Below are 23,886 nucleotides of genomic sequence, written 5' to 3'. Positions count from 1 at the left end.
GGCCTTCCTGATTACTGCTCAGAAAGGGCTATAAAGCTTGATTTTTTTGCAGGCTTGATGGCCTTGCCAGTACAAAGGTCAGCAATTAAAAATGTTTTTAAAAAATTATTTTAAAAACAGTCTTGCTCCTTTATCCAAAGGTCGTTAACTCATTATCTAGTGAATAAACAGACTTAGTGCCATTACGCCCGCCAATCCGGCCACCGATACCAGCGTTTCCATGACCGACCAGGTTTTCAACGTATCGGCCATTGACAATTGAAAATATTCGCGAAACAACCAGAAACCCGTATCGTTAACGTGCGAAAACATCATACTTCCGGCGCCAATGCTCAGTACCATCAGGTTAGGTTCAACTCCGGATGCTTTCAATAGGGGTGCCATAAATCCGGCGGTTGTAATGCCCGATACGGTTGATGAGCCAACGCACACCCGAATGATCGCAGCCATGCTCCAGGCCAGTACATACGGATGTAGGGTCGAATGCTGCATCAGATCGGCGATATTCTGGCTCACACCACCATCTGTCAGAACCTGTTTGAGCGCGCCAGCTCCGCCAAAAATCAGCAAGAGCATCGCTATTTCTTTCACCGAATCGGCCAGAAGCGTCGTAATTTCCAGCATTGATTTACCTCGCTGCATACCCAGCGTACCAATCGCAACCAGCACCGAAAGCAGCATACTCACAGTCGGTTCGCCAAGTGTCATCAACACTTGCTTACTCAGGGAACCCTCGGGAAGAAAAGGACTAAAAACGGTGCTCAAACCAATTAGCAGAATCGGCAGTAAAACCGTCAGGAAACTGGCCGTTACTGAGGGCATCTGTTCATCGGTCAGTTCAGCGGCCATAAACGCTTTGTTGGGCAGCGTTGTGTAACGTCTAAGCGTCGACCCAAACAAGGCACCAGAAACCAGAATAGCCGGTATGGAAACAATGATTCCGTAAAAGAGCGTCAATCCCATATCGGCATTGAACTGTTTAAGAATTGCCAGTGGAGCCGGATGGGGAGGTAAGTATCCCTGCGTAACCGACAGCGAAGCCAGCATTGGCAAGCCGATGTAAAGCGCTGGCAGTTTGTATCGATAAGCAACTGTAATGACCAACGGAGTCAGCAACATAAAACCAACCGAGTAAAATAGCGGTAGGCCAACAATAAAGCCTGTAACCATAAAGGCCCAGCGGGCATGTTTTGTGCCAACCAGCGACATCATTGTGACGGCAATCTGCTGAGCGGCACCACTTGTTGCAACGAGTTTTCCCAACATAGCCCCCAGCGCAATAATCCCCAGAATAGAGCCAAGTGTCCCACCTATTCCCTTCTGAATCGACTCCAGAATGGGGAGTGGCTGCATTCCCAGCGCCAGGCCGACGCCCATCGACACCACCAGAAAAGACAGGAAAGTATGTAAACGTACGTACGAAATCAGAGCAATCAGAACAAGGATGGCGAGGGTTGTGATCAGCAGGGGCATAGTGGGGAAAGACCAGCTTAAACCAGATTTACTATCCTGACAGACTCTTGTCGTACAGTAGAATAGTCGCTTTTAGAAGAACAATTCGCTTCTCAACTACACAAAAATAGAGCGTTGAATTCCGCTCATGAGGGCTTGTATATTGCCGGTATAGAGACCGTCTAATCACAAAAAATACTTTTTTTATTACAGGGTTCCCTAAATTTGCACTCTTATTCTTAGCCTACTCAACGATAGCATTGGCCATGCCTACAAGCAGGATATTCGACGATGACTCCGGTCTTTGGAATGCCTTTCAACAGGGAGACATCGAGGCTTTTGAGCATATTTACCGAACGCACTCGTCTTTATTACTGGCATATGGCAAACGTCTGTGCAGCGATCATGACCTGATCAACGACGTTGTGCAGGACGTTTTTCTGGAGATCTGGACTCGCCGGAGCACCCTGCGTGATTTGCATACGATCAAATATTACCTCTTCCGGATTGTGCGCAACAAGCTGTCAAAAATACGGATGAATGCACCACTCCTGGCTACTGACGGTGAAGATGTGATAGCCGATGACCAGCTACTTTCACCATCCATTGAATTTCTGATTACGCAACAGGAAACAAACAACGACCAGTCGGCCCGTCTTCAAAAAGCCATCGTAAAACTGCCTAGTCGCCAGCGGGAAGCTATTACGCTCGCCTTCTATCACGACTTCAGTAATGATGAGATTGCAGGCATTATGGGCATCAACCATCAGTCCGTTATCAATCACCTGAATCGGGCGATCATCTGTCTGCGGGATTTATTTACCAGCCACCCAACTGCACTTATACTGATTGGACTTTTTTTGTAGGCTCTATTCCCAGTTTTTTCACGAAGAATCGAAAAGTTTTTAAAAAATTTCAAAAAAGATGAGTTAAAACCACGCCCTCTCGACTATTACATCTAGACGAACGCGTGTATTATGACCCAACTCTCTCGCTGTGAAGACTTTGTTGCTGACTCCTATTTTCGGCAATGGGTAAAGAATCCTGATGAAGCGTCAACGCTTTACTGGGAGTCCTATCTGGCCGAATACCCCGAAAAAGCAGAAGCCATACAACAGGCGATTGAACTGGTTAAACAAATTACCGACGCTACATCAACGCTCGCGCATCCAATTAAGGGCGACGACGAAGAACGACTTTGGGCAGCGATTCGGGATCAAATTGAGTTGTCACATCAGCCCTCAACGAACCCGTTCACAAAGATCTTCCGTCGGAATTGGCGCAATTGGATAGCCATTGCGGCATCCATCGCTATTATGATGAGCCTCGGTTGGTGGTGGCTACGCGTTCACAATGCGGGCAACGATCAGGAACGCTTTCACGAGTTAGCACAGTTGGATCAGTCGCTCATCGAGCAAACGAACGACACCGATAGGCCCCGCCTGATTGCGCTGCCAGATGGCAGTACGATTATTCTTCAGAAAGGCAGTCAAGTTACGTTTTCTAAAAAATTTAACGGTCCCAATCGGGCGGTCTATCTGATTGGTGAAGCCTATTTTGAAGTGGCCAAAGACCCATCACGCCCTTTTCTGGTGCACGCGAATGGCTTACTGACAAAAGTATTAGGCACCAGTTTTACCATTCGGGCCTTCGCCGACGATAAAGATGTGGTGGTTACGGTTCGGTCGGGCCGCGTCGCCGTTTTTCCGCAGACGGATAGGCAACAGCTGCAAAAAGTCAGTACGCCTTCGCTGGATGGAATCGTACTGACTCATAACCAGCAAATCGTTTTTGCCCGTCAGCAGGCCCGGCTTATTCGCACCCGGGATGTGGTTGCTGCGACACCCGTTTTTCCAAAAGGATTGTCAACCAGTTCAACCAATTTCATCTTCAATGCAACGCCGGTCAGCGACGTATTCCACGAACTGGAAAAAGTGTATGGAGTGACGATCAGGTACGATAAAAATGTGCTGGGCAACTGCCGGCTTACAGCCGATTTAACCGACGAATCGCTATCCGAAAAGCTAACGATTATCTGTAAAAGTATTGAAGCTGAGTACCAGATGCAGCAATTAGCCATTGCCGTTTCCGGGCCCGGCTGCCAGCCTTAAACTACATGACTATTAGAATATTAAAAACCAGAAAAAGACCTATGCAGTAGAATAAAGCCGAAGAGGAACCAGCAATGCGCCAACATTACTGGCTCCGGTATTGTCCCAGGAGTCGCTAAACCTACGCCCGATTACCGGGCGTCCGGGAAGATTTTGTCAACAGGTTCTTAACAAAACCCTTTCAAATTTATGAATAACCCCATACTCTCCAAGTTTATTGGATGGAACGTTATGCGATTAATGCTATTCCAGTTGCTGTTAGCCGCGATTTTTTCGAATGTCTCGCTGGCTACTGACGGCAACGCACAGGATGTGCTCAATCAGAAGATCACCTTACAGATTGCGAACAAAAACATAAGTGATGTTCTGACTCGAATTGAAAAGCTGACCGATGTAAAGTTTTCCTACAGCCCCGATTTGATCCAGGCAAATCGGAAGGTATCGGTGTCAGCCGAAAATGAAACACTGGCTCAGGTGCTTTCGTCGTTGCTTGGTCCCTTGCAACTTAAGTATGAAATGGTCGGTAACCGACTGATTCTGACACGAAACGCCAGCGCACAGAAAAAACTATCATCGTTAGTCGATGCAGCAGCCATCGAGTCGGCGGCTCCACCGATTACCATTCGGGGGCGAGTGTTTGACGAATCGAGCAAACCGCTTCCGGGCGCGACCATCCTGCTAAAAGGAACAACTTCAACGGGTACGGTAACCGATGCCGAAGGTGTTTTTACGCTGAATGTTCCCGACGGTAACGGAACGCTGGTAGTTTCATCGATTGGCTATACGGCGAAAGAAGTTTCCATCAACAATCAGACAACTATTGACATTTCGCTCGTGCCCGATGTTAAATCATTAAACGAAGTGGTTGTTGTGGGTTACGGAACCCAGAAACGGTCGGACTTAACCGGATCGGTCGGGAGTGTGAAAAGCACCGAGTTGCTGGAGCGCCCGGCCATTAACGTCGAGCAGAGTTTACAGGGTCGTATTGCAGGTGTCAACGTTTCGGTTAACTCAGGCCGCCCGGGTGGCAATACAAACATTCGGATTCGCGGCTACAGCTCGATCAACGCAACCAACAACCCTCTTTATGTGGTCGATGGAATCATTTGGGCTGCTGGTATCGACGCCCTGAACCCAGCCGATATTGAATCGATCGATGTGTTGAAAGATGCATCAGCAACGGCCATTTACGGAACAAGGGGCGCCAATGGTGTTATTCTGGTAACGACCAAACGGGGTCGGAAAGGTGGAGCCGTAAGTTACGATACCTACGTAAGTGCCAGCCGCATTGCCCGCAAACGCGATGTACTGAATGCCAAAGAATTTCTGGCCCTCGAAGATTTAGCCTACCAGAATGTAGCCAAGTACGACCCGGCGGGCTGGGCTAGTGGCAAATACGCCGATAAAGATCCAAAGATCAAACGGACTGCCCTGATCGGAAAACTGTTCGATGCAAACCTGAATCCGCTGTACGATGTCGACTGGCAGGATGAAACCACGCGCACAGCAATCAGTCAGAATCATAACCTGGGCTTTACGGGCGGCAGCGATCAGACGACATATGGGTTGTTTCTGAACTATAACGACAATCAGGGAATTATCAAAAACACGTATCTGAAGCGCTACAGTGGTCGGTTGGTTATCGACAACCAGGTCAAGAAGTGGCTGAAGGTCGGCGCTACGCTGAACTACAGTTATTCGGAAGAACGGCGGGCCGACGAAGGTGTTGGGGGCAACAACATTCCCCGGATGCTGATCGAAATGATTCCGATTGTTCCGATCCGTTATCCAGATGGCACCTACGGCAAGCGGCAGGATTATCCTGACATGGAAAGCGGAGACAATCCGGTAGCCCTGGCCAACGAAGACAACCGGATGTACAAGAAGCAGGTATTTGGTGCCAATACTTACGCCAATATTACGCTGATGCCGGGCCTGGACTTCCGCACTACGTTCGGAGCCAACATTGCCAGCCAGTACAATCCGTTCTCGGAAACCAACCAGGTTCAGCTGACTCGCCCGTTCCGGGGCTATGCCGAAATCTGGAGCTACGATACCAAGTTTTTGCAGTGGCAGAACTACCTGACCTACAACAAACAGATCGACGCATCAAACTCGATCAATGTTGTGGCGGGTGCCGAGTTGCAGAAATACACCTACCTGCAATGGTTTTCAGGGGTCGAAAGTCTGCCGGACAATTACTACCAATACTACAATCTGGGTGTAAGTGCCAACCCATTGCCGCCTACGTCGTCGTACAATGCCTACCAGATGGCATCTTACTTCGCTCGGGGCAACTACAACTACAAAGACAAAATTCTCGTAACGGCAACGGGTCGCTACGATGGTTCGTCTCGTTTCGGGGCCAACAACAAATATGCGTTTTTCCCATCGGCAGCGGTGGCCTGGAGGCTATCGCAGGAAGATTTCCTGAAAAACAGCCACCTCATCTCCGATCTGAAAGTACGCGCCAGCTACGGCTTGACGGGGAACTCAGAAATCAACTCGTACCAGTCGCTGGCAACGCTGAGCACCAATACAACGGTTTTCGGTGGGCAGCGTGCGTCGGGTACCATCATCGGTACGCTGGCCAACCCAAACCTGCGCTGGGAAAAAACGGCACAGTATGATCTGGGCGCATCGGTTGGCTTTCTGAAAGGACGCATTAACCTTGAAGCCGACCTGTATCTCAAAAAGACTCATGATCTGCTTCTATCGGCTCCTGTGCCCCTATCAAGCGGATATGCCAGCATCTACAAGAACATTGGCAGCATGGAGAACCGGGGTCTGGAGTTATCGCTGAACACGATCAACATCGACAACAAAGATTTCACCTGGTCGACGAACTTCAATATTTCGTTCCTGAAGAATAAAGTTACGGCACTGGGCGACGCGAACGACGACATTTTCCCGGACCCACAGTTTCTCAACAACACGAACATTCTGCGGGTTGGCGAATCGGTCGGCTCGTTCTACGGTCTGGTTCGGACAGGCACCTGGGGATCGGCAGAAGCCGATCAGGCGGCTAAATACGGCAAGAAACCGGGCGACCTGAAATTCCTGGATCTGAACAATGACGGCCAGATCAATGATCAGGATCGCGTCATTACCGGCAAAGGTATTCCAACTGGCTACGGTACATTCAGTAACACGCTGCGTTACAAGGGACTTGACCTGACGGTCGATCTTCAGTTCTCGTACGGCAACGATATTTTAAACCTGACGCATCACTCGGCACTCGACCGCACGGGACAGGCCAACAGTTATGCCGAAGTACTAAATGGCTGGACGCCAACCAACCAGAACACGTTCATTGCCGAAGCGCGGCCGTCGTATGTGTATTACGATACAAAGATCGATTCGTATAAAGTGGAAGATGGGTCGTTTCTGCGGGGGCGTAACCTGGTGTTGGGCTATACATTTCCAACTGACTTCGTACAGCGGATCAAGCTAAGCCGTCTGCGGGTGTATGCATCGGCGCAGAACTTCTTTGTGCTGACGAAATATACAGGCTACGATCCGGAAGTAAGTACCTACGGCAACGCCTTTGCGCAGGGCATTCAGTTCTTCGACTATCCGAAAGCACACGTGTTCACGGCCGGTCTGAACGTTTCTTTCTAATCCTACTCAATGACAGCAATTCGTATGAGAAAGTACATAAAATCAATCAGTCAGACAATAGCCGGTGGAGCGCTGATGCTCAGCCTGTTTGGCTGTACGGATTATTTGCAGGAAGTCAACAAATCCAACTTCACGCAGGACAGTTATTTTACATCCGCCAGTCAGGCACAGTCAGCTATCAATGGGCTATATGCTGGTTTGGGAATGTTCAATACGGACAATGGATACGGTGAACGGCCGTGGGTATCGTTGGAATTGATCAACGGTCACGCGTCAACGTTGGGCCAAAGTTTTTACAATAGCCAGTTTATCAACCAGACAGCCGATGCAGCTAACCCGCCGTTCAAAACCATCTGGCAAACCAGCTACAACACCATTGGAAGCGCGAACCTGGCCATTCAGCGAATTCCGGCCATTTCGATGGATGAACCGCTGAAAAAATCATTGCTTGGGCAGGCGTATTTCATGCGGGCTTTCTTCTACTATCACCTGGTACGGCTTTACGGTGATGTGCCCCTGATTACAACACCCATTGATGCATCCAGCGCCGATCTGTATCCAACTCGGGCATCGCAGGAAGATGTCTATAAGCTAATCGTCAGCGATCTGACTACAGCGGAACAGGCCGGACTTCCCGTTGCTGATCAGACGGGACGCATTACGGTTGGTGCCGTTAAATCACTGCTGGCCAGCGTTTACCTGACGATGGCTGGCTATCCATTGCAGAAAACAGAAAACTATGCTTTGGCCGCAGCGAAGGCGAAGGAAGTACTCGATTCGAAAGTTTATTCGCTGTTTACGTCCTACGACTATTTGCACGATAATGCGCACAAAAATCAGAGCGAATTTATTTTGCAGGCCCAATACGCAACGGGTATCGTGAACAACTCGATTAGTGCATTGATTATTCCTTACTTCGCCCGGATCTCGGTATATGGCGACGAATATGGTGCCCTTATCCCGACGGAAGGTTTCTACAATACGCACGAGTCGGGTGATCTGCGTGCCCAGGAGCGGCAGTTCTATTTTACCGAATATCCATCTATCACGGATACGACCAAGATTGTTAAGTTTGGGGTTCATGCGCTTTACAAATATTTCCAGAAGGAAAGCGCTCTGAATCGTAATGTCAATACTGATGAGAACTGGACGTTACTGCGTTTACCGGAAGTCATGCTGATTTATGCCGAAGCCTCAAACGAAGTGAGCGGACCAACACAAGCTGCTTACGATCAAGTGAATACGATCCGGACGCGGGCGCAATTGAAGCCGCTATCGGGTTTGAGCAAAGAACAGTTCCGGGAAGCCATCTGGAAAGAACGCTACCACGAACTGGCCTACGAAAACAAGGCGTATTTCGATACGCAGCGCACCCGGAAAGTGTATGATGTGGTCAATAACAGGATGGTAGATGCGATCGGCTTTAAAAACGAGAGCGGTGCTACATTCACTGAGAAATACCTGCTGTGGGGTATTCCTCAGTATGAGATCAACAACAACAAAAAGCTTACTCAGAACAAAGGCTGGTAGAATTCGTCAATCAATCTGTTTAGTAATGCAGGGTAAATCAAGTAAGATTGGTTTACCCTGCTTTTTATACGTTACGATGAATTACCTTCCCACTCATTCAAGCGTTTGGTCTGATGCTGCGATTCGATACAAAAACACAATGAAAAAACACCTTTATCTGCTGAGCTGGTTAGCTATTTCGGTTGCCGCCTATGCTCAGCCAGCCAGCCCTAAACCCGATTGGGTCGAGTTGGTAAACCCACTCATCGGTACCGATTCGAAACCAAGTTTATCGAACGGGAATACCTATCCGGCCATTGCGCTACCCTGGGGTATGAATTTCTGGATGCCGCAAACGGGCAAAATGGGTAACGGGTGGGCCTATACGTATTCGGCGGATAAAATCCGGGGTTTCAAACAAACGCACCAGCCTTCGCCCTGGATGAACGATTATGGCCAGTTCTCGCTCATGCCCATGACAGGCAAATTGCGGATCGACGAAGACGAACGAGCCAGCTGGTACTCGCACAAAGCCGAAGCTGCCAAACCCTACTACTACAGCGTCTATCTGGCCGACCATGATGTGACAACCGAAATTGCACCGACCGAGCGGGCTGCCAGTTTCCGGTTTACCTTCCCCAAAACGGATAGCTCCTTTGTTGTCATCGATGCCTTCGATAAGGGTTCTTTCGTTAAAGTGATTCCGAAAGAACGTAAGATCATCGGCTACACAACCCGAAACAGTGGTGGCGTTCCGGCAAACTTCAAAAATTACTTCGTCATCTACTTCGATAAGCCATTTGCATCGGCTCAGACCTGGCATGAAAAAAAACTGGCGAAAGACACACTTGAGCTTACATCCAATCATGTGGGCGCGGCCATTGGTTTTAAAACAGCCAAAGGCGAACAGGTCCTGGCTCGCGTTGCTTCTTCGTTCATCAGTGTCGAACAGGCCGAACAGAATCTGAAAGAGCTGGGCAACGATGCCTTCGATTCGGTTAAGCAAAAAGCAAAAGAGGCCTGGAATAAAGAACTCGGCAGGATTCAGGTAGAAGGAGGTTCGCTCGCCCAGACACAGACGTTTTACTCCTGCCTGTACCGTTCGTTACTCTTTCCCCGGAAGTTTTATGAGCTCGATGCCAGTCAGAAGGTGGTTCATTACAGTCCCTACAATGGCCAGGTATTACCCGGTTACATGTTTACAGATACGGGCTTCTGGGATACGTTCCGATCGATGTTCCCGTTTCTGAACCTGATGTATCCGTCTCTGAACGCGCACATGCAGGAAGGGCTGGCGAATGCCTACAAAGAGGGTGGCTGGCTACCCGAATGGGCTAGTCCGGGTCTGCGTAGTGTGATGGTTGGTTCCAATTCGGCATCGGTCATTGCGGATGCGTACCTGAAGGGCGGTCGCGGCTACGACATCAATGCGCTCTACGAAGCAGTTCTGAAGAATTCAGAGAATGAAGGCCCAATGGACGCTGTCGGTCGTCGGGGGGTTAAATTCTACAACGAGTTGGGCTATGTACCCTATGACGTAAAAATTAACGAAAATGCCGCCCGAACGCTAGAATATGCCTACGATGACTTCGCCATTTATCAGTTAGCAAAAGCCCTGAAACGCCCTCAGGCCGAAATTGACCGTTTTGCTAAACGTTGCCAGAACTACCGTAATCTGTTTGATAAGCAAAGTGGTCTGATGCGGGGTAAAAATCAGGATGGTTCGTTTCAGTCGCCGTTTAATCCGTTCAAATGGGGAGATGCGTTTACCGAAGGAAACAGCTGGCATTATACCTGGTCAGTTTTCCACGATGTACAGGGATTGATCAGTATGATGGGCGGTCGTGAGAAATTCGTAAACAAGCTCGATTCGGTATTTACCATGCCACCCGTATATGATGAGAGCTACTACCGAAGCGTAATTCACGAAATTCGGGAAATGCAGATCGCAAACATGGGCCAGTACGCTCATGGAAACCAGCCAATTCAGCACATGATCTACCTATACAACTACGCCGGAGAGCCCTGGAAAGCCCAGTACTGGCTTCGTGAGGTCATGAATCGCCTGTATCTGCCAACGCCGGATGGCTACTGTGGGGACGAAGATAATGGACAGACTTCGGCCTGGTATGTCTTTACGGCTATGGGTTTCTATCCGGTATGCCCAGCTACTGATCAGTATGTACTGGGAGCTCCATTGTTCAAAAAGGTTACGGCAACCCTCGAAAATGGAAAACAGATTACCATAAATGCGCCGGCTAACAGCGCGTCTAATCGTTATATCAAGGCCATGCGGCTGAATGGTAAGCCATATAGTAAAAACTGGTTAAGCCATCAGGGATTGACAGCGGGTGCAACGATTGATATAGACATGTCGGTAATCCCAAATAAGCAGCGGGGAACTCAAACAAATGAGTTCCCCTACTCGTTCTCTACGAGTGAAATCAAGTAACCAGAGCCGTGGCATGATGAGGTCCCCTTCTCACAAAGACTTCATCATGCCACGGCTATTTACGACTAACGAGCCTGTTGAAGCCGTACAACAACAAGCGGCCATACGACCATCTAATAAATATCGGCAACAAATACAGTCAACAACTTCTCTTTACAGAGTGGTAATTACCTGCTTTACTGGTCAAACGCTTATTCATTTATACTTTCTGCTATATTTGGCCCATCTAACTATACCTGTGTGAAACGTCAGTCATCTTTAGTATCGGAAAGTGTCTTAATCGAGAAGCTTACCAGGCGCGATGAGCAGGCTTTCCATTGGCTGTACGACCAATATTCGCCCGCTCTCTATGGAGTTGTGTTACGCATCGTTCGCGACGATGAACACGCTCAGGACCTTGTACAGGACATTTTTGTAAAAATCTGGAAAAACCTTGATGCTTACGACCCTAGTAAAGGCCGGTTATTTACATGGATGCTGAATGTAGCCCGTAATACGGCCATTGATGCGCTTCGTGCCAGAAAAACGCAGCCATCCCCCTCCAACGCAATCCGAACCGACGAAGAGAACGTACATATTGTTGATCGTCAGCACAACACTGAGCAGCCTAATCCCGAACACATCGGGATCAAGGAAGTTGTGAGTCAACTCCGGCCTGAACGCAGGCAGTTGATCGATCTGGTTTACTTCGGCGGTTATACGCACGAAGAAGCCGCCGATGAATTGAATTTACCCCTCGGAACAGTAAAAACCAGAATTCGTGCCGCGTTGCAGGAATTAAAACAATTATTTAAGTCATGAATATACCGGAGTATTTAGCGTCTGGCATCCTGGAATCTTACGTTATGGGCGCGGTGAGCGACCAGGAACGGCGTGAGGTTAACTGTCTGGCGTCTATTTACCCTGAGATCCAACAGGAACTGGATCAATTAAGTCTTTCGATCGAAAACTACGCCTTATTACATAGTGTTGAGCCACCTGCCGAGCTAAAATCAAAGATAATGGCTCAGCTTTCGTTTGAGAAAACTGCCGAGCCGATTATTCGGCCCATGCCTGTTGACCTGACCAAAGATCGCCCAACCTTCAAAACAACCTGGGTCGTTGCGGCTTCTGTAGGTTTATTACTGCTTGGTTTTTCGTTTTTCCTGTTGTCGCAACTACGATCTGGTCAGGAGACACTGGCTCAGTTACAATCAGCCAATGGATCGCTTCAAAAGGAACTCAGTCAATATAAAGAACGACAGGCTGAAAATGAACAGGCTCTGGCTTTGTTTAAACAGTCAGGCACGCGTACACTTGAATTACGTGGCAACGAAAAAGCGCCCAATGGCGATATGCTGGTATTCTGGAATGCCAAAACCCATCAGGTAGCCGTTGAGGTCCGATCACTTCCTCCCTTGCGACCTGATCAGCAGTATCAGCTGTGGTCACTCGTAGGCGGAAAGCCGGTCGATGCCGGTGTATTTGAAGCCAATAGCGCGAGTAAGTACCTTCAACAGCTCAATCGCCCGATCGACCGTGCCGACGCCTTTGCTGTAACAGTCGAAAAACGGGGCGGTAGCCCAACGCCAACGCTGACAACGTTGTTGGCCATGGCAACAGTAGATGCCTGAACGATAGCCTCTTTTTCATTGTTTTAGCTATACCAGCGATAGATTTTTGAACGGTTCAAAACTTTCGCAACGTTGTCAGTAATCTGTCAACCTGAAATCCAGATTTGCTCTACTCTTGTACGTTTTTGTACAGCTATCACGAATCAACTCATGAAAAATACCCTGCTTTTGTTATTGCCAGCCTGGCTTTTAACAGGCTTCATTTATCTAGGCACCTGTACGTCCAGCGCATCGAACCAAACGGTTGATCAATCGAAGCGCCTTGTCGATGAGAAACCGCCGGGCGGTCGGAAGGTCGTTAAAACGGACGCAGAATGGAAGAAAATCCTGACACCCGATCAATACGCTGTTCTGCGCGAACACGGTACGGAAAGAGCCTTTACCAGCCCGTTAAATGATATCCACGATCATGGCGTTTTTTACTGCGCAGCCTGCCACAATCCGCTTTTTTCGTCAGATACGAAGTTTAACTCCGGCACAGGCTGGCCGAGCTTTTATGCACCCATTGCCAAGAACGCGGTTAAAGATGCCAGCGACAAAAGTTATGGTATGGTCCGGACAGAAGTTCTTTGTACTGTTTGTGGTGGCCATTTGGGCCATGTGTTCGATGATGGCCCGAAGCCAACAGGTCTGCGTTACTGCATGAACGGTGTAGCCATGACATTTGAAAAGAAATAAGACCACAAAAGACAACAAAAGACGGTAACAACAAGGGGAAGGCCTGAATAGCCATGCTCGTTGTTGTTACCGTCTTTCCTATTAAAAATAACCTATTCAGAATCAGTCGGGTTGTTCTAAGAGCCGGGCTTTAGTATATCACATCGGCTGAAAATCCGTTATATTTGAGGCCCGGCGATGATGCAACGACCGGTCTGCCGGTTGGGTAGATTTGCCGGGAGCCAATGTTCGACCTAGTCGTAACTAATCATCCCATAACCGAGAACTTACCGAATTAAAACGCATGAGTGAATATAGGGAGCGATTCCGCGCCGTCCGGCACGCGTTTGGAGCGTTTCGGCGACGAATTCGACAACGCCGGGCGCAATTTGGCGATGTCAGACGCGGAGTCGGTCGACACATCTATCGGCAAACCGCACGAATCGCCGGTGAAGAACGGGTTAATTCATGGGTCACAGCTTACCGCGATTATCGTGGTCGTCTGCGCTCATTTATCCATCAGTACATTGATCCGGATGCCTGGTATTATCCATACCTGAAATATGGAATCAAAGGTGGATTAACGGCAGCACTGGCTTTGGGTCTTTATGTGTTCATGCTCAACTACAATTTCTTGTACCTGACCGGCGAAATGCCCAGTGTAGAGGAGTTGAAAAACCCAAAGCTGAATCAGTCGTCGGAGATTTATTCGCAGGATGGCGTAATGATCGGGAAGTTTTATGCCGAAAACCGGACTCCGATCAAATACGAGAACATTCCGAAACAGTTGATCAATGCCCTGATTGCCACCGAAGATGTGCGTTTCTACGAGCATGGGGGCGTTGACCCCAGGGCAATTGGCCGCGCTGTATTTACATTAGGGCGCGATGGGGGCGGTTCGACAATCACGCAACAGTTAGCCAAAAACCTCTTCAAGACCCGCCGGAAAACCCGGTCAGGTCTGCTGACCCGGATTCCGTTTATCCGCAAGATTATTTACAAGTCGAAAGAGTGGCTGATGGCACTTAAGCTGGAGCGAAACTTTTCGAAAGAGGAAATTATTACCTACTATTTCAATACGGTAGACTTCGGCAGCAATGCGTTTGGTCTGAAAACCGCTGCCCGAACATTTTTCAACAAAGCGCCAGATAGCCTCAACGTGCAGGAAGGAGCCGTGCTGGTCGGATTACAGAAAGCCACAACAAGTTACAATCCACTTAAGAACCCTGAACGCTCGAAAGAACGCCGAAACATTGTTCTGGGGCAGATGGCAAAGTACAACTACCTGACCAAAGCGCAGGCAGACTCGATTAGTACTTTACCGTTAGGAACGGACTTCACGCCCGAAAATCCGTATTCAGGTCCAGCCAGCTACCTGAAAAATGCCGTTCAGGATTATGTGAAGAAATGGGGAGAAGAAAACGGTTATGACCTCTACACCGATGGGCTGCGCATCATTACGACCGTGGATTCGCGCATGCAGAAATACGCGGAAGATGCGACCAGTGAAAAAATGAAGCAGTTGCAGCGGACATTCGATAACCATTGGCGGGGCCGAAATCCGTGGACCGACGAAGATGGAAATGAGCTTCCAGGCTTTATTGATTCGGTAGCTAAACGCACAGAACGATACAAAACACTCAGCCGTCGTTTCATGCCACTGTACCCCGACTCGATCATGTACTACATGAAAAATGTGAAGTACAAAATGAGAGTTTTTAGCTGGACCAGCAAGCGTGGCTATGACTCCACCCAGATGACACCCTATGATTCCATAGCCTACTATAAACATTTTTTACAGTCAGGCATGGTCGCGATGGACCCCCACACAGGTTATATCCGGGCGTGGGTTGGTGGATTAGATTACGATTATTTCAAATATGACCACGTTAAGCAGGGAAAACGGCAACCGGGTTCAACCTTCAAACCGTTTGTTTATACCGCTGCCATCGATGACTCACTGGTCAATTTAAGTCCGTGCGACCGAATTGAGGATAGACCCTTTCGCAAGGAGTTTATCAACGCCGAAGGAAAAGAAGATGTGTGGGAACCACGCAACTCGACGGGTTATTATACCTATTCCAACATGACCTTGCGTCGGGCTTTGGCCCGTTCTGTGAACTCAATCACGGCACAGCTAACAGACCGGGTTACGCCGGAACGAGTGGCCCAGTATGCCCATCGAATGGGGATTAAAAGCAAGCTGGATGCGGTGCCATCTATCGGCCTGGGGTCATCGGACGTATCGCTTTATGAGCTTGTTGGCGCCTATTGTACGTTTATCAACGATGGTGAAGCGATCGACCCAATGATTGTGCAGCGTATTGAAGATCGGGATGGCAACGTTATTGAAACGTTCTCGTCCAAAAAGAAACGGGCTATAAGTCCCGAGTCGGCGTTTCTGATGCGGTATATGCTACAGGGCGGCTTACAGGAATCGGGGGGCACATCACAAAACCTGTGGTCATTTGAGCTATTCAGAAACCACAATGAAATGGGTGCAAAAACGGGTACAACCTCCAATAACTCCGACGGCTGGTTTGTTGGTGTATCCGACAAATTGGTAGTGGGAGCCTGGGTCGGTGGCGACGACCGGAGCATTCACTTTCGCTCAACGGACCTCGGCGAAGGGGCTAAAACAGCTTTACCTCTTGTCGGTCGATTCCTGGAAAAAGTCTATGCTGATCCTAAATTTAAGAGTTTGCAGGGGCCCTTCCCAAAACCAGCGTTCTCGATTTCAAAGAATTATCTGAATTGCGGCCCGTCTGACGACGAAGAAACCACCGAAGCCACTGACTCAACTGCTATCGGTGAACCAGGGGATTCTACCTTCGTACCAACGACACCCGCCCCTGCAGAGCCAACCGTTCCGCCCGACACAACAGGAACCCAGCTTTAAACCGAAGTGCTTTTGACTCTAAATGGTCCAGAATTGATTCTGGACCATTTTTTTGTTTAAAGCAGGTCACTTTTGCAAGAACTCCTACCCTGCACATCTCAAATTATATAGGGTGAGTATAGGGACATGCGGATCACACTAGAGCAGGACTTCATAATCCAACCGTTGACAGGTTACAATGGTAATTTATTCTTCATCAGACTGGCTTACCATTATTTCGGAGAGTAAAATCCGAAACAACATGGGATTGTTTCTCTGGTACAGCCAATGAATAGCGATAGCCATTATCTACTTTAGGAAGTCGTCGCTTTTCATCAAATCGGCAGAACTTTTGGTACGGGCAGTAAATTAAGTTTTATTTCTGGCGAGATACTTGTAGACTTCAACTACCGCAAATGATCTACGAGCACAGAACAACAGATCAGCTGATAGTATTTACCTAAAACTATCAGCTGATTATAAATGCATTACTCATCAAAATATCTGTAAACAAAGATGGTATACTCTATCAAAAAGGTAGATACAAATACTTTTTCTTTATTGAACCTTGGTCTCAAGTGAGGTTTTTGGTACAAAATTTGATCATTCCAGAATCAAACTGGCTTTCGAAGGTCTAATAAGCCTTTTTCGGTACGATTATAAATTGATGGATGTAAATCTCAGAAGTGCACAAGCTTAAACCATAACACTTGTGCATAGTAGAAAATTGGGATACTTCTTATTTTAAGTATCTTGATTAGATTAACAGCATGAATCCTAATTCATCATGTATACATTTAAATACTACAGTGATTGAATTAGTAACACCTTAAGATGTTATTTTTGTTTAACTGAAGAATTACAAATGACACTTTTATATCAAACACCAACATATTACCCAAAATATATAATGAAGACACGAACTACAGGTTTAACAGCCCAGGAACTGGCTCGCTATTTAGGTGGCCGGGTACAGGTACTGGTTGAAGGCGCAGATGCCCAAAGCCGAAATGCTAAACTAGTAGCCGTTGATATTACAAGCGGGGAAGTAAAGGTTTGTTACGAAGGGAGTCGGCTTGAGCATGAATTATCGCCTGAATTAGTCCGTCCCGTACTCCGAAAACTGGTAGCGATCAGTAACGACGAGGCACGCCAATGTTTTCAATCGGCTTATTCCTGGGATGAAGATATCGACGTGACAGTGACACGGGGAAATGACTATATTGAACTATACGCTGACCCAATAACGCTCATCATTACAACCAAAGGTGTTATTGCCTCAAGTAAAGACAGTGGTTACCGCGTTGGCCCAGCCCGCGTCAATGCCCGTGCCATCATAAATTACCTCGATGCACAAGGCTTCGATCTGGACGGCTTGATTGAGGCAGGTCTTTCCGTAGATGATGAAACGCTTACAACCTAATCAACAAGTACCATTATCGTCCATAAATCGTTTAGCAAACGCCCTTTAACTATATCTTTGTACCCTCGAAGTACTGAACTTCTGTATAAAGTTTCTGGCCCAGATACCCATATCTAATTGTCAGTCAGCTTAATAAGCGCTGTGATTCGACACATGGGTGAAATGATATTGCTAAACAATGAAAATTCTGATACCATTTCTAGTATTGTTCTCAATTAACGTACTAGCCCAGGTCAAATTGCCAACCAATGACCTTGGACAGGTTCAATACCAGGAGTTAGTGCGCCTGCCCGACGCAACACGCCCAACCAAACAAATCATTACTCAGGCACGCTCGTGGCTGGCACAGCAATTCCCCAACGAAAGCGATGCTGAGCAACAATTCGATCAGGAACATAACATTCTATTTGTCAAATCGGCCTACCGTATCGACGATCAGCTGATCCGGTATACGCTTACCATCGAGTCGAAATTTGGACGCTACCGGGCCACGATAACCGATCTCATCGCAGAGGGCAATGGACTTTCGCTACCCGTCCGGCCCGATAGCCCTACTGCAGAAGAAATGAGTCGTTCTTCCGATAATAAAACAAAAAGTACGGCTGTAATAAATCAGGCAGTTCGCCAGCAAGCTGATTTATACCGGCAAATCGATAAAGAATGTCACGATACACTGGCTAGCTTAAAAGAGTATATGGTATCGCTGGCAGCAAAAAAAACAGACTAATCAAGTTGTTGTTTATCGATGCCGCTCCACCCCTTCCTGCTCACACCACGCCAGCACAGGGCAGGTCGAACAATGAGGCAGTGTGCCGGTACAGATGTGCTTTCCGAAAGGCATCAATAGCCGATTGATATTGACCCACTGCTCACGTGGTACCTGTGTTTCCAAGACGTTCAGCGTTTGTTCGGGCTGTTTGGTATGTACATAGCCCCACCGGTTTACGACCCGATGCACATGAACATCGACGCTGATCGCAGCCTGACCTGTTGCTACGCCCAGGGCTAGATTGGCGCATTTTGGACCAACCCCCTTCAGCGAAATCAGCGTAGCAAAATCGGCGGGCAATTCTCCCCCAAATTCATTGACGATACGATCGGCAATACCATGCATGGTATACGCCTTCTGGTCTGGATAGGTCGTGCCGTATAGCAAACCCGTTAGTACAGGAATGTCAAGCGCCAGAAGTTGATCAGGGGTTCGGGCTGCTTCAAACAGTTTTAGCGAAACAGGTATTGTTGTCTCGTCCAGCGTGCGAATGGAGACAATACAGGATATTAATTGTTCAAACAGACTATTATAACCTCGTTCGGCCAGCTCAAACATAGCGGCTTTGGGGTATGGGCGAATAGCCTGCTCAATTCGGTTCAGAACAACGTCGAGATCAAAATCAGGTTTCATTGGCTGGTTTAGTTTAGGGTTTCGGATTAGCCACCCGCTGTTATTCGGTTGAGTTAGCTACCAGTAAACCAGAAACCGTAAACTGAAAACCCACTGTCAAGGTTTTATACGTTTATAATCACCATCTCTACACGACGATTTTCAGGACGCTCTTTCAGGCTTTTATTTTTATTGATTGGTCGCGATGGACCATAACCGACTGTATCGATTCGGCCCGCGCCGATTCCTTTCGCCACCAGGTATCGCTTCACCTCATTGACCCGATTCCGGGACAGTTCAACGTTCGAATCGAAATCGCCAACCGTGTCTGTATGCCCTTCGAGCCGGATAGTCATTGTCGAATTCTCCTGCATTACGGTTACGAGTCGATCCAGTTCAGGGTAGGATTCAGGCTGAAGGTCGAACTGGGAAGCATTAAAATAAATATTCTTCAGCGTAATGGTGGCTCCGGCTTCAATTGGAATCAGATCGAAATTCCGATTTACGTTGACGCGATTCGTGGCGAGGGTATCGCTCTGGCTGAAATAGCCTTTTGCCGAAGCGGTCACAACGTACACCCCGCGCCGATCGACTGGAATCGTATAGGCTCCTGTTGATTTATTACTCCGAACAGAATCAGCCGAGCCATCGCCGGCCGACTCAGCACCGGATAGCAGCCGAAAACTGACTGTTGCACTCATTAACTGCTTAGTTTTGGCATCACGTGTAATCCCACCAATTGCCACAGCCGATGGAGTTGTCTGTGGTTGTGTTACGGGCGGGGTTGGGTCTGGCGTTCCAGCGCCTGGCGATGTCCGGGGCTGGTAGCGTGGTTGCTGTGGTTGTGTTTGTGGTTTTGGCTGAACCTGTGGCTTGGGTGTCCGTTGTGAGTAGGTCTTTTTGGGCGGATTGATGATGTGAACCCCCCAGAAATTAAAACACACATAGCCACCACCATCTTTACATTCAAACAAATCGAACGTAGTGTATCCGGGGTCGATCCGTTCAAAATAGGCGACAAAATCTACCCGTTCACCCGGCTGAACCCGCCGACGGGTTTCGAGGGGAATATTCTCGGCCCGAATAAATTTATACGATCGTTCACCCTCGTTGACATACAGCCGTGATGTAGGCTGAAAACCAATGTTGTTGGTAGACTCTATTTTCCCTCCTCTTCCGTTCGGCATTGGGATGCTGAAAGGCAGGTCGCGACCCACTCGCTGGCTGGCTTCAAACTTCATGTAAATGACTGTGTATTGGGCCGTTAGCTCAACACGCTGTATCGACACGTCGCGGTCGTTCACATCATCTACCCTGGGCGATTCGGTGGCATATTGTACCTGTGCACGTAGCTCCGGTGCGAGCAGCACCAGAACAAGGAGTGGAAGTAATAGACGGTTCATAATCGTTGTTTACAGGAAGTTACTCCCTATAAACGTTAGACTATGCCGAGTAGTTTATGGTTTAATTTCTCTTCAAACTGCCCGTCACCGGTCTTTAATTGTGAATAAATCAAGATTTTTCCGCTTTATTTCACCAAAATGGCCTATAAAATATTTTATTCTAGCTAAAAACTATTTTTCCAATAAATATTTTGACATTATCAGCAGAATCAACCTTTGTTGTACACCATTTTTTTTATAAGTTATCGTTGCGTTGTACTTTTACAGTTCTTTTCAACTTTCTAAATTAATAACATGAGAAAACTCTTACTAGTTAGCTTCCTATTTCTTGTCATAGCTTGCAGTAGCTATGCACAGAGTCAGGTAGTATCAGGTAGGGTCACGTCATCGGATGACGGTGCCGGTCTACCAGGCGTATCGGTTAGTATAAAAGGCCGAACGCAGGGAACGCTGACCGACGCATCGGGCAATTACCGCCTGTCTACAGATGGGAACGTCACCCTTGTTTATAGCTTCATCGGCTTTACTTCGGTTGAAGAACCGGTAAACAATCGTTCGGTAATCAACGTACAACTGAAGACCGACGTACGTAATTTGAGCGAAGTCGTTGTTACGGGTTATGGCCAGCAGATCAAGCGTGATCTGACCGGTAATATTGCAAAGGTTAAGGCTGCCGATATTCAGGATCAGCCCGTAACTACTTTTGATCAGGCACTTCAGGGTAAAGCTGCCGGTGTTCAGATCAATTCAGGTTCGGGTAAATTAGGCCAGGGAATTCAGGTTCGGGTACGGGGTCAATCGTCGGTATCTGCCTCGAACCAACCTCTATATGTCGTTGACGGAACGCCGGTTACAACCGACAACCTGAGCTTCAATAGTGCTTCTACAAACCCATTGGCTGATATTAACCCGCAGGATATTGAGTCTGTCGATATTTTGAAGGATGCCTCGGCCGGGGCTATTTACGGAGCCAGAGCGGCCAATGGCGTTGTGCTGATTACGACCAAACGCGGAAAAGCCGGTCGGACGAATATCAACTTTGGCGCGCAATATGGATCGAGCAAACCGACGAAAAAACTTAATTTTCTGAATACGGACCAGTACGTCAAATTTTACAATCAGGCTGCTGCTAATTCAGACCGCATCGAGGGCCTTGACCCGGCTGATCCTGATTCGTATTCGTCCTACATGAAGAGCTTCTACGACACACAGGGGCTTGGCACCTATGGCACTCCACAACAGGCAAGTACAAACTGGGGAGACCTGGCTTATCAGGATGCACCGTATCAGCAGTATGACTTGAACATAAACGGCGGAAATGAAAAAACGACGTTCTATTTATCCGGTCAATTGCTGGATCAGAAAGGTATTCTGGTTGGTAACGCCCTGCAACGGTATTCTGGTCGTCTGAACCTTGACCATCAGGTGTCGGATCGCTTCCGCACAGGCTTCAACATTGGCCTGACCCGCACCTTTAACCAGCGCATTTCGGCAGATAACCAGTTTGATAATCCAATGCAGATGGTGGCGCTTCCACCCATGACACCTGCTACGGATCCAACTACGGGCCTCCCGGTAGGAACCCCTCCCGGCGACATCAGCATTCCGGTTTATTATAACCCGCTGATCAATATTGGCAATGCCTATTTTAACACAACGGTTTACCGGAATATCAGCAATGTGTATGGCCAGTTGCAGATTATAAAAGGCTTGACATTCCGCACGGAGTTTGGCCTCGACGTACTGAACCAGCAGGAAGAGCTGTACTACAACAGTAAAACACAGCGTAATTTCAGCGCCCCACAAGGCGTCGGCCAGAACCGCTACGTGCGCGTGGAGAATTACACAACCAACAATTTCTTTTCCTACGGTACCGTCTTCGGTAAGCATGCCATTGATGCTACGCTGGGTATGTCCTATCAGCAGTCTCAGCAAAAAACGAATTTCACCGAAGGTCGTGATTTCCCGTCGGACGCCTATCGCCAGATCGTTAGTGCAGCCCGCAAAACCGATGGTAGCTCAACCCAGACCGACTATCGCTTCCTGTCGTATTTTGCCAGAGCTAATTACAAATTCTCTGACCGATACCTGCTGGGCTTAAGTGCCCGTGTCGATGGGTCGTCACGGTTTGGTCGCAATAGCCGCTACGGCTTTTTCCCCGCGATTTCGGCAGGTTGGGTATTGTCGGAAGAAAGCTTCCTGAAAAATAATAATACCATCAGTTTTCTGAAGCTCCGCTCAAGTTATGGTCGGACAGGTAATGCCGAAATTCAGAACTTCCCCCAATTAGGCCTGTTTACCGGCGATGCCAATTATGGCTCATTACCCGGTCAGCGCCCGTCACAACTGGCCAACCCCGACCTGAAGTGGGAAACGACCAATCAGTTTGATATTGGTCTTGATTTCGGGATTCTCAACAACCGGATTAACGGCGAAATTGACTACTATAACAAGCAAACAACAGGCTTACTGCTGAACGTAAACGTTCCAGGTACAACTGGTTTCGCTACACAATTCCGGAACGTTGGTAGCCTGGAAAATAAAGGATTTGAGTTTGTATTGAATACCGAAAACCTGACGGGTGCTTTCCGGTGGACGACAAGCTTCAATGCGGCTACCAACCAGAACAAAATCACCAATCTGCAAGGCCAGATTATTGAAGGTGGTATCAACGCCATGAGCCGTGCCGTTGAAGGGCAGCCACTGGGTGTATTCTTCACGCAGGAGTACGCAGGTGTTGATCCGGCGAATGGGGATGCGCTCTGGTATAAAAATACGGCAAATCCTGATGGATCATTAGATCGCACCACAACGAATGTCTACAGCCAGGCACAGCGTGTCGTGATGGGAAGCCCACTGCCTAAATGGACTGGTGGTATCACCAACACCTTTAGCTATAAGGGAATTACATTGAGCGTTCTGTTCAACGGCGTATTTGGCAATAAGATCAATTTCTACGGTGTTGGCCGCTACTCTTCGGCAAATGGCCGTTTTGAAGATAACCAGACCGTCGATCAGCTAGCCGCCTGGACAAGTCAGAATACGAATACGAACGTACCGGAAGCCCGTTTGTATTATAACAACGGCGCTCAATCGTCGAGCCGATTTATCCTCGATGGTGCATTTGTCCGGCTGCGCACGGCTACGTTATCGTACAACTTACCGAAAACACTGATCAATCGGGTGAAATTGAATAGTGTACGTTTCTTCGTAACGGGTCAGAACCTCCTCACCTTCACGAAGTATGCGGGTTGGGATCCAGAAGTAAATGCCGATTATATCGTATCGAACATCGCTCAGGGCTATGATTTCTATACCGCTCCACAAGCTCGTACGATCACCGGCGGAATTAACATCGGTTTCTAACCCAAACACGTTAAAACTGA

At 48.1% G+C, this 23,886-nt stretch carries 15 protein-coding genes; 12 read left to right on the top strand and 3 right to left on the bottom strand.

Annotation, left to right across the window (positions count from 1 at the left end):
* Window positions 1–156 precede the first annotated feature (156 nt).
* A complete protein-coding gene (locus G8759_RS07130; RefSeq protein WP_167206527.1) occupies window positions 157–1,473 on the bottom strand; it encodes a gluconate:H+ symporter in 1,317 nt (438 codons plus the stop codon).
* Between the two features lie 245 nt (window positions 1,474–1,718).
* Between G8759_RS07130 and G8759_RS07125 the strand changes: the two genes are divergently transcribed.
* The 11 genes from G8759_RS07125 to G8759_RS07075 all read left to right on the top strand — a co-directional run bounded on the left by G8759_RS07125 (window position 1,719) and on the right by G8759_RS07075 (window position 18,443).
* Window positions 1,719–2,318: an RNA polymerase sigma factor gene (locus G8759_RS07125; RefSeq protein WP_167206525.1), complete on the top strand. Its 600-nt coding sequence runs from the start codon at window positions 1,719–1,721 to the stop codon at window positions 2,316–2,318.
* A gap of 111 nt (window positions 2,319–2,429) precedes the next feature.
* The gene (locus tag G8759_RS07120; protein WP_167206523.1) at window positions 2,430–3,563 is read left to right on the top strand and encodes a FecR family protein; all 1,134 of its coding nucleotides are present in this window, start codon (window positions 2,430–2,432) and stop codon (window positions 3,561–3,563) included.
* 189 nt (window positions 3,564–3,752) lie between these two features.
* On the top strand, window positions 3,753–7,184 hold the full coding sequence (locus G8759_RS07115) for a TonB-dependent receptor (protein ID WP_197933104.1): 3,432 nt from the start codon (window positions 3,753–3,755) through the stop codon (window positions 7,182–7,184).
* 24 nt (window positions 7,185–7,208) lie between these two features.
* Window positions 7,209–8,714: a RagB/SusD family nutrient uptake outer membrane protein gene (locus G8759_RS07110; RefSeq protein WP_197933103.1), complete on the top strand. Its 1,506-nt coding sequence runs from the start codon at window positions 7,209–7,211 to the stop codon at window positions 8,712–8,714.
* A gap of 139 nt (window positions 8,715–8,853) precedes the next feature.
* Window positions 8,854–11,145: a GH92 family glycosyl hydrolase gene (locus G8759_RS07105; protein WP_167206521.1), complete on the top strand. Its 2,292-nt coding sequence runs from the start codon at window positions 8,854–8,856 to the stop codon at window positions 11,143–11,145.
* Window positions 11,146–11,385: 240 nt separating this feature from the next.
* Entirely contained in the window at window positions 11,386–11,946 is a 561-nt protein-coding gene (locus G8759_RS07100; protein ID WP_162387547.1) for an RNA polymerase sigma factor, read from the top strand.
* Entirely contained in the window at window positions 11,943–12,758 is an 816-nt protein-coding gene (locus tag G8759_RS07095) for an anti-sigma factor (protein ID WP_167206519.1), read from the top strand. Before G8759_RS07100 ends, G8759_RS07095 begins: the two co-directional genes overlap by 4 nt.
* 150 nt (window positions 12,759–12,908) lie before the next feature.
* On the top strand, window positions 12,909–13,436 hold the full coding sequence (msrB, locus tag G8759_RS07090; protein WP_167206517.1) for a peptide-methionine (R)-S-oxide reductase MsrB: 528 nt from the start codon (window positions 12,909–12,911) through the stop codon (window positions 13,434–13,436).
* A 283-nt stretch (window positions 13,437–13,719) separates the two neighbouring features.
* Window positions 13,720–16,314 carry a penicillin-binding protein 1A gene (locus G8759_RS07085; protein ID WP_167206515.1) on the top strand — a complete coding sequence of 865 codons (2,595 nt, stop codon included), beginning with the start codon at window positions 13,720–13,722 and terminating at the stop codon, window positions 16,312–16,314.
* An 889-nt stretch (window positions 16,315–17,203) separates the two neighbouring features.
* Complete coding sequence (locus G8759_RS07080; RefSeq protein ID WP_167206513.1) at window positions 17,204–17,716, top strand: hypothetical protein; 513 nt, start codon at window positions 17,204–17,206, stop codon at window positions 17,714–17,716.
* Between the two features lie 178 nt (window positions 17,717–17,894).
* A complete protein-coding gene (locus G8759_RS07075) occupies window positions 17,895–18,443 on the top strand; it encodes a DUF4468 domain-containing protein (protein ID WP_167206511.1) in 549 nt (182 codons plus the stop codon).
* 12 nt (window positions 18,444–18,455) lie between these two features.
* On the opposite strand, the gene G8759_RS07070 is transcribed toward G8759_RS07075, so the two are convergent.
* Window positions 18,456–19,118, bottom strand: coding sequence for an endonuclease III domain-containing protein (locus G8759_RS07070; RefSeq protein WP_167206509.1), 663 nt, complete (start codon window positions 19,116–19,118; stop codon window positions 18,456–18,458).
* 104 nt (window positions 19,119–19,222) lie between these two features.
* A complete protein-coding gene (locus G8759_RS07065; protein ID WP_167206507.1) occupies window positions 19,223–20,500 on the bottom strand; it encodes an OmpA family protein in 1,278 nt (425 codons plus the stop codon).
* Between the two features lie 294 nt (window positions 20,501–20,794).
* On the opposite strand from G8759_RS07065, the gene G8759_RS07060 reads away from it, so the two are divergent.
* Window positions 20,795–23,866 carry a SusC/RagA family TonB-linked outer membrane protein gene (locus tag G8759_RS07060; RefSeq protein WP_167206505.1) on the top strand — a complete coding sequence of 1,024 codons (3,072 nt, stop codon included), beginning with the start codon at window positions 20,795–20,797 and terminating at the stop codon, window positions 23,864–23,866.
* Window positions 23,867–23,886: the final 20 nt, after the last annotated feature.

It is taken from the genome of Spirosoma aureum, from assembly GCF_011604685.1.
GTDB classification, from domain to species: Bacteria; Bacteroidota; Bacteroidia; order Cytophagales; family Spirosomataceae; genus Spirosoma; species Spirosoma aureum.
Note: the sequence above shows the minus strand (reverse complement) of the source record. Positions and strands in the feature narration are given on the sequence as shown.